This window comes from Priestia sp. P5, assembly GCF_029522155.1.
Taxonomy (GTDB): domain Bacteria; phylum Bacillota; class Bacilli; order Bacillales; family Bacillaceae_H; genus Priestia; species Priestia megaterium_E.
In genome coordinates, this window is record NZ_JAKWFJ010000001.1 from 3,207,485 (window position 1) to 3,215,156 (window position 7,672).

At 32.2% G+C, this 7,672-nt stretch carries 7 protein-coding genes; 2 read left to right on the forward strand and 5 right to left on the reverse strand.

Features of this window, described 5'->3' with window-relative positions; genetic code table 11:
• Positions 1 to 81: 81 nt before the first annotated feature.
• Positions 82 to 1,308, forward strand: a complete 1,227-nt coding sequence (locus MMB69_RS16930; RefSeq protein WP_272767835.1) for an MFS transporter — start codon at positions 82 to 84, stop codon at positions 1,306 to 1,308.
• A gap of 87 nt (positions 1,309 to 1,395) precedes the next feature.
• Here MMB69_RS16930 and MMB69_RS16935 read toward each other — a convergent pair whose 3' ends face one another.
• From MMB69_RS16935 to MMB69_RS16945, 3 genes are all read right to left on the reverse strand, one after another.
• Entirely contained in the window at positions 1,396 to 2,640 is a 1,245-nt protein-coding gene (locus tag MMB69_RS16935) for an MFS transporter (RefSeq protein ID WP_277448035.1), read from the reverse strand.
• 706 nt (positions 2,641 to 3,346) lie between these two features.
• Positions 3,347 to 4,666, reverse strand: coding sequence for a hemolysin family protein (locus MMB69_RS16940; protein ID WP_226701742.1), 1,320 nt, complete (start codon positions 4,664 to 4,666; stop codon positions 3,347 to 3,349).
• Between the two features lie 78 nt (positions 4,667 to 4,744).
• Complete coding sequence (locus tag MMB69_RS16945) at positions 4,745 to 4,975, reverse strand: hypothetical protein (RefSeq protein ID WP_074895535.1); 231 nt, start codon at positions 4,973 to 4,975, stop codon at positions 4,745 to 4,747.
• 188 nt (positions 4,976 to 5,163) lie between these two features.
• Here MMB69_RS16945 and MMB69_RS16950 point away from each other — a divergent pair, with 188 nt between their 5' ends.
• Positions 5,164 to 5,916 (forward strand): alpha/beta fold hydrolase, encoded by a 753-nt coding sequence (locus MMB69_RS16950; protein WP_140451913.1) that lies wholly within the window; start codon positions 5,164 to 5,166, stop codon positions 5,914 to 5,916.
• A 609-nt stretch (positions 5,917 to 6,525) separates the two neighbouring features.
• On the opposite strand, the gene MMB69_RS27320 is transcribed toward MMB69_RS16950, so the two are convergent.
• Both MMB69_RS27320 and MMB69_RS16955 read right to left on the reverse strand, forming a co-directional pair.
• On the reverse strand, positions 6,526 to 6,720 hold the full coding sequence (locus tag MMB69_RS27320) for a DUF4181 domain-containing protein (RefSeq protein WP_368484028.1): 195 nt from the start codon (positions 6,718 to 6,720) through the stop codon (positions 6,526 to 6,528).
• Between the two features lie 167 nt (positions 6,721 to 6,887).
• The gene (locus MMB69_RS16955) at positions 6,888 to 7,244 is read right to left on the reverse strand and encodes a DUF4181 domain-containing protein (RefSeq protein WP_060746757.1); all 357 of its coding nucleotides are present in this window, start codon (positions 7,242 to 7,244) and stop codon (positions 6,888 to 6,890) included.
• Positions 7,245 to 7,672 lie beyond the last annotated feature (428 nt).

Below are 7,672 nucleotides of genomic sequence, written 5' to 3' on the forward strand. Positions count from 1 at the left end.
CTTCGTTCATTTTTCAATCCAACTAATTCGATATCTATCTAATTAGATTACTGTTATTTTTAATAAGAATGAGGTGTAAATGTGATTCCAATAACTAAAGAGGCTAAAGTACAGACAGGTATTTGGAAAGGAAAGTTTATTTATCTATGGGTAGCAAGTATATTTTCAAGCCTTTCTATTTCAATGTATTTAACTATTGAGCAGTGGTATGTAGTCAATTACCTAAACTTGAAGAGCTCTTTAGGAATTATTTTAATGGCGACTACGATTCCTAGAGTATTATTAATGGTTATAGGAGGCGTTATATCAGATAAATACAGACGATCTAAAGTTATATTCTTTTCATTACTAACTAGGTGTTTTATGCTACTTCTGATGGCTTTATTCTATACAAATAATTTATTATCTCTTTCCGTTTTATTTATATTTGCTTTATTATTTGGGGCATCTGATGCCTTTTTTTGGTCAGCTAGAGATTCAATTGTTCCAGGGGTTGTTCATAAAGAGCAACTAGTCAGAGCGAATTCAGTAATACAAACAACGAATCAGCTTTCTGTCATGTTTGGCCCTGTCTTAGGTGCTACTCTCCTTTCACTTTTCTCATATTCAACCATCTTTCTGATAATTGCCTTTACACTTTTGATAAGCATAATCTTATTACAATTCATCAAAGAAAAGAAGACATTAAGGCCCAAGAAAACATCTATCTTAAGGGATTTAGCTGAAGGAATTAATTATGTTAAAGATTCCTCGTTTCTTCTGACAGTCATGGTGACATTTATTATTGTCAACTTATTCTTTATTGGACCTCTCATGTTAAGCATCCCTATCCTTGCAGAGGATCGTTTTAAAGGAAATGCTTTTTACTTAAGTGTTTTACAAAGTTCGTTTGCTAGTGGCATGTTGTTAGGAGCTATAGTCATGGGCTGGTTGAACATAAAAAGGAATAGAGGAAAACTTGCAATTTATTTCATATTCTTGGAAGGGTTATTACTTATGATATTTAGCCAAGAAATTAATCTCTGGCTTGCTGCTGCTATTTTGTTAGCTATTGGATGTTGTGTATCAAGTATTAATATTCCCATAGTTAGTTTAATACAGGAGAAAACACCCTCAACCATAGTAGGTCGAGTTATGAGTGTAAATACAATGGTTTCCATGGGACTTATTCCAGTTTCTTATGGATTAGTTTCCACTCTTCTTAGCATTAATGTCGATATTAAATTTATTCTCTTATGTGCTGGTATCGTGATTGTATTATTTAGTGTACTACTTCTTTTAAAGGCTTCAGATCTTAAAAATACATGAGGCATCTACAATAAAATCAGGCCTTATTTAGTCACCATAATCCATATTCTAGGAACGTAAAATTCAAAAGGTACAGCAAGACTAATTTTAGTCTGCTGTACCTTCTTTTATATTCTTTGGTATTTCAGATTGGAAAAGTTCCGTTCTGTTAACAAGTGCAATAAGAAACGAAATAAGGAAAAGTATTGTTGCTAGTAAGAAAGTTATCCGTACTCCATAATGTTCAGTTATAAAGCCTAATAAAAGGGATGAAGTACCAAAGGCCGCGTAGATTAATGTTCCTCTTGCAGAATAGACTTTTGCGAGCAATTCTTGTCTAGCGTTCTTTTGAATAATCGTTACTTCTGCCACATCACGTGCCATTTGGGGTAAACCGTATAATAAAGATATACCTAAGGCAACCAATGGAAGAGATGTTATTCCAAACAAAAACGTTAACGTAGTTAAACAGAAAGAAGACCACATAATCGTTTGACCTAGCTTTCTTTCTAGAGCTGTGGAATATCGATAGACTAACAGACCACCTATAAACATTCCTCCAAAGAAGGCTGCATTAATAAATCCCCACCAAACCTCTGTTTTCTGAAGAGCTTGCTCAACATATATAAATAAAATAGCTGCAATCCAAACACCATTAGCAAGCGTTTCTATTACGTTCATCAAACTAATTGTTCTTAATTGTTTAGAGTTCCAGATAACTTGCCAACCTTCTTTGATAGCTATCAGTTTTGACGTCTTTTCTCGACTTTTACTTATCGTTTGATCAGCAATTAAAAACATCAGTATTGAAGAAATAACAAAAAGCGTAAATGTAAACAAAAGGATTGTTGATCCTCCCAATAAAACCAAAAGTAGACTACCTATTGGCCAAGCAATTAATTGTGTTACTTGGTCAGATATTGCCAGAAAGCTATTAGCCTTTATAAGCTTTTCTTCTTTAACTAAACTAGGAACTAATGCATTGCGGGCAGGTGAAGCCCATCCATCTAGAAAAGAAATAAATGCAATAAGTAAATAAAGTAGCCAAAGAAATTCGGTTTTAATATGAAAAGCTAAAATGCACAAAAACAATAGAAATATTGTCTTACCAAACTGGGAGTAAAACAATATAGATTTTAGTTTATATTTATCAATAATAATCGGTGCTACAATCCCACTAATAAGAGCTGTTATCGTAATAACAAACGGAACAAAAGACATAAAAGTCACTGATTTAGTAACTTTATAGACCATAGTTGTTAAGCTAACGGTATATAAAACATCACCTAAGTTAGCTAACATTTGTCCAATCCAAAGAAAACGAAAAGACATTTCGTTATTAAATTTTGACATAGATATCCCTCACATCTTATTTATTTTGTTTATGAATATATAAGAGTAAGGAATTTCTACATTGGATTGCCTCCTGTCGATATGATTAATACTCATTTTATCACAGCAAAGTAAATTTTTACATATTATTCAAATTTATTTGAAGATTTATTGTGTATACGATATGCAAATCTAGTTTACATAAACACTCTTTCCGGTACACATGGGAAAAGAAACTCCTTAGCGTAGAGGGGTTTCCATGAGGGTAACGTTTCTTTATTATGCAGCTTTTTATGCATTCTTGATTTCATAAGGTTTATGGTGAAGATAAATACTCTGAGAATGCATAAAAAAGTAAAGTGTTTATTCATTTTTTTTATCTAATTTAATGTATATAAAGGCAAACAACAAAAGTAATGTAATGCTAATAGGGAGAATAATATAAGAGTCTGTCGCTTTACTTACACTAGCTTTTAATGTGTAGTTATAGATGACGAATGAAATTCCAACAATAGCTATTAATATTTGATGGGTTCTTTTCTTACTAAACATGTAAACCAATCTCCTTTTACTTTAATAAGCTTCTCCATATCCAGTATGTGCCTTAAATATTAAACCTGCTTTATTTAAAAACAGACAGTCCGTAAAGGTATACTTTTGTAGTTAACATAAGACATGTTATTAGAAATAAAGAGACCCTTATGCATTATAAAGGTCTTTTTATTTCTTATTTAGCTAAGCTCAAAGAATGCTGTTTATTTATTACCTCGATGGTTCGGATATTTCGCCCATCAAGTTCTCTTACAGTAAATTCAAAATCATTATACACAAGGACTTCATTTAACTTAACGTCTATTTTCTGAGATAAGATCCATCCACCTATCGTATCGACCTCATCAGTTTCAATGTTCGTTTCCATTAGTGTGTTTACGTCTCTTACTAATACTTTTCCATTAAAAATATAGTGACGTTCATCAATTTTTTGGCTATCGAGTACTTCATCAGAATCAAATTCGTCATGGATTTCTCCTACGATTTCTTCTAAAATATCTTCAACGGTTACTAAACCAGCTGTCCCTCCATATTCATCAAGTAAGATTGCTATGTGGATACGTTCCTTTTGCATTTTTCTCAATAGCTTATTAATAGGGTTCGATTCAATGACTTGTATCACTGGTTTAACGTAATGGCTAATGAGTTGGTCCCGTAATGTGTCATTAAATGCAACATCGCTTAAGATTTCTTTTATATTTACCATCCCTACGATTAGATCTTTATCTCCGTCAGTTGTTACTGGGTAACGAGTATACTGCTCCAATGCAGCCATTTCTAAAAATGCACCAATCGTGTCATGTTCAGAGATTGTTATCATCTCAGTTCGTGGAATCATGATTTCTTTGGCCAGACGTTCATCAAATTCGAAAATATTGCTTACGTACTTTAGCTCACTTTGATTAATAGCACCACTCTTATAACTCTCAGCCAGCAGGAGACGAAGTTCCTCTTCTGAATGGGCCAATTCGTGCTCTGAAGCAGGTTTTAACCCAAACATTCCAACCAGTATTCGTGCAGAACCATTTAAAATCCAGATAAACGGATACATGATTTTATAAAACCAGATGATGGGCGCTGAAAATAACAATGTGACAGCTTCTGCTTTCTGTATTGAAAATGTCTTAGGTGCTAATTCACCTACCACAACATGAAGATAGGTCATCACAATAAAGGCAATACCAAATGATAAAAGGTGCGTAATGGACTCATTTAAATCGAATCTCATAAAAACAGGACTTAGCAACCTTTCTACTGTAGGTTCACCAAGCACACCTAATCCCATCGCTGTTACCGTAATACCTAGTTGACAAGCAGATAAATATTCGTCTAAGTGCGTAATGACCTTTTTAGCAGAGACAGCACCTTTTTTACCTTCAGCTACAAGTTGATCAATCTTAGAGCTTCGTACTTTTACAATCGCAAATTCTGTGGCTACAAAGAAGCCAGTCAATCCAATTAATACTGCTACCAATAACAAGTTAATTATGTCCAATTAGTTACCTTACCTAAGTAAGATTTACACCTCCAATAGATTTAATGACAAATACATTATGTAGAAACATCTAGCTATCTATGCTTCTTTTAAAATGACTCGTTGTAAAGGAACACCACCCATGCTTATCGTCTTTTCAGATAGAGTATATTTCTGATGATCAACTAATAAGGTATGAGTATCGATAACTTCACAGGTCGTTCCTTTGTTCTGAAAATGTTTTACGACAGCTTTTTTTAAATCAGTTAGGTTGTAGTATCTCTCTTCAAAATCAATGACAATTTTCTTTTTCCCAAATAAACCAAACATCCAAATCCCCTCCTATATGCTTATACGATTCATTTGTATAAAAGTTCCATATATTTTCATATGTTTCATTTATATACATCTGAAGTTACCTTAATGTTCCTTATAGGAACTTTCAAATAAAAAGTATCCCTTATTCTTTCATTTATCTTATACTTAAAGATGGTATGGATATATTTGGAGGTTATTGCATGAAAGAAGTTAGTAAATCAAAAACTATGCAAGATATTGATGGTATTAAACTTTATTACGAATTCTTCGAAAAGCAAAATGAAAACGTAACTATTGTATTTGAATCTGGATATGGATGTACTTCTGGTTACTGGGGACCAATAAAAGAGGGGATTTCAGAATTCGCACAATTTTTTATCTACGATAGAGCAGGTTTAGGAGAAAGTGAACAGGATAACAGACCAAAAGACAGTAAGCAGTCCATTGAAAATTTACATATGCTCTTACAAAACGCCAACATTAAACCACCATACTTACTTATTGGTCATTCACTTGGAGGAGCTAACGTAAGATTATATGCTAGTAAGTATCCTGAAGAAATAGCAGGAATTATTCTTTTAGACTCCTGCCATGAAGATCAAAACAAAATTATGCCGCCATTATTCACTGAAGAAATGAGGTCTATTTATTTTAACCAGTTTTCACTCGAAGGCTCTATAAATGATATTGAAAAAAGCTTTGAACAAATAGGTAAAGTTAAATCATTAGGAGACGTACCTCTTACGGTTGTGAGCGCTGGCCTACAGTCTTATCACACAACGGAATCTTTTGCTGCATGGAATCTATTTCAACGAGATTTAACACGTTTATCAACGAAGAGTAAACATATTATTGTTAAAGATGCAGGACATCTACTTCACGTTGATCAACCTCAGATTATCATTGAAATTATAAAAGATGCTTTGCAAGAAGCAAAAAACCTGTATTTTTAAATACAGGTTTTTTCATATTACTCTTCAAAATATCTATTTAAAACTTATTATTTTTAAAAAAATCATTCATTTCCTACCTCTATTTACAGAACCAATAAAAGTCCGTAAAAGTATACCTTTACGAACTTTTCTTTTTCATGAGAAATCTATCATCTTTATCGTTCGCTTAAGTTATAAAAACAATTATGAACGTCTTCTGGAATCCATGCACTTTTACGAACGTTTTTAGTAATAAAAAAGGATTCATACCGGTTAATTGATATGAGTCCTTTTGAAACATAGTTATATACCAATAGGTATTTCTTATAATAAAATTAATCCACCTATTATAAGAACAGCACCAAGCATAATACGGAACCCAGAAGACGACACTGGATCAGTAACTATATCGGATGCTACTGCTAAAAAAACTAAAGTTTTTTTAGTCTTTCCTTTTGTGTTTTTATCTTTTACAATGATTAAAATTCCCGAGATTAATAGATACAAACCAACTAGTAAAACTAATATAGGTATAAAAATTATTTCCACCTGCTTTTATGTATTATAGTGTATTTATTTTCTATGCTTTTTATAACGTACATAGCTCTTTGTGTATGTATAAATAAACCATTAGAAAACATTCAATATTGCTCCAATAATAATTGCTATTAAAAAATATATCAGGAGACTAAATGACAGTAAATATTCCCTCGTTTCTCCGTTATATCTCCACTCCATAAAGATTCGGAAACTTAAATAACATAAACAGAAAATAATTAACATGACCCACATAGGAACCTGTTCAAAAGCAATAAAGAGTATAATAAAAACTTTTTTCTACCCATTTATGCCACTTGTTCACATAATTTTTTCAGTGTCGAGGTCATCTTTAACATTTAATTTTATAGCAAGATACTTTGTAATAAGAGATGCTACTAACAATAATAGTAAGAGGTATAAAAATGTTTTTAGCAATAATATTCAACTCCTATTTAAAATACATTTAATAAAGTGCCAACTCCTATAGAAGCTAAATAAAAGAAGAAGAAAATAACGGCTAAAAGGTGTTCCCTCGTTTCTCTTGCAAATTTCCATTCCATAAATATATTAAATCCCTGATAAACAATACAAAAAGCAGCTAAAATAATCCACATAGGGACTTGATTATAATAGCTTAGGGAAAATAAAAATATTATGTATAGTACAACTTCTATTCTTGAGTGCCACCTGTTTACTTTTTTTCTGTAAATCTCTGGATCGGTTTCTAAGTGCATCTTTTTTCTTAAGTATTTTTCAACATAATGAGCGATATAAAACGCTACTATAATAAAAATCAAAAATTTGTACATAAATACCTCCTAATGTCCAATAATATCTTTTTTTCTATTTTAATTAAATTAATCCAATTATTGTAGAATTAATTATATGATTTAAGGCAGGTTTCATTGAGCAGTAAGAAGAGGCTTCACTTGTGAATAAAGATATAGTAGCAATTGAAAGTGATAAAATTGCGTTTTACAAAGATTTAAAATATATGTTACTTGGGAAGATGACGCAATAACAAAAATAACTGTGTGACGAAAAATATGGAAGGTTAAAGAGCCCTTGTATATCAAGAGCTCATATTTTTGTATGGTTCCTATAATCAAACTTATGGTGCGACAAGAAGTCGCTTTCTTACAGTGTAGCTAACGCTACTCATCTAGACGCAGAGATGATCTCCATCCGAAACGGCATTCTTGGTAACGAGCATGTCGGTTGCATGAGGAAATGCGGA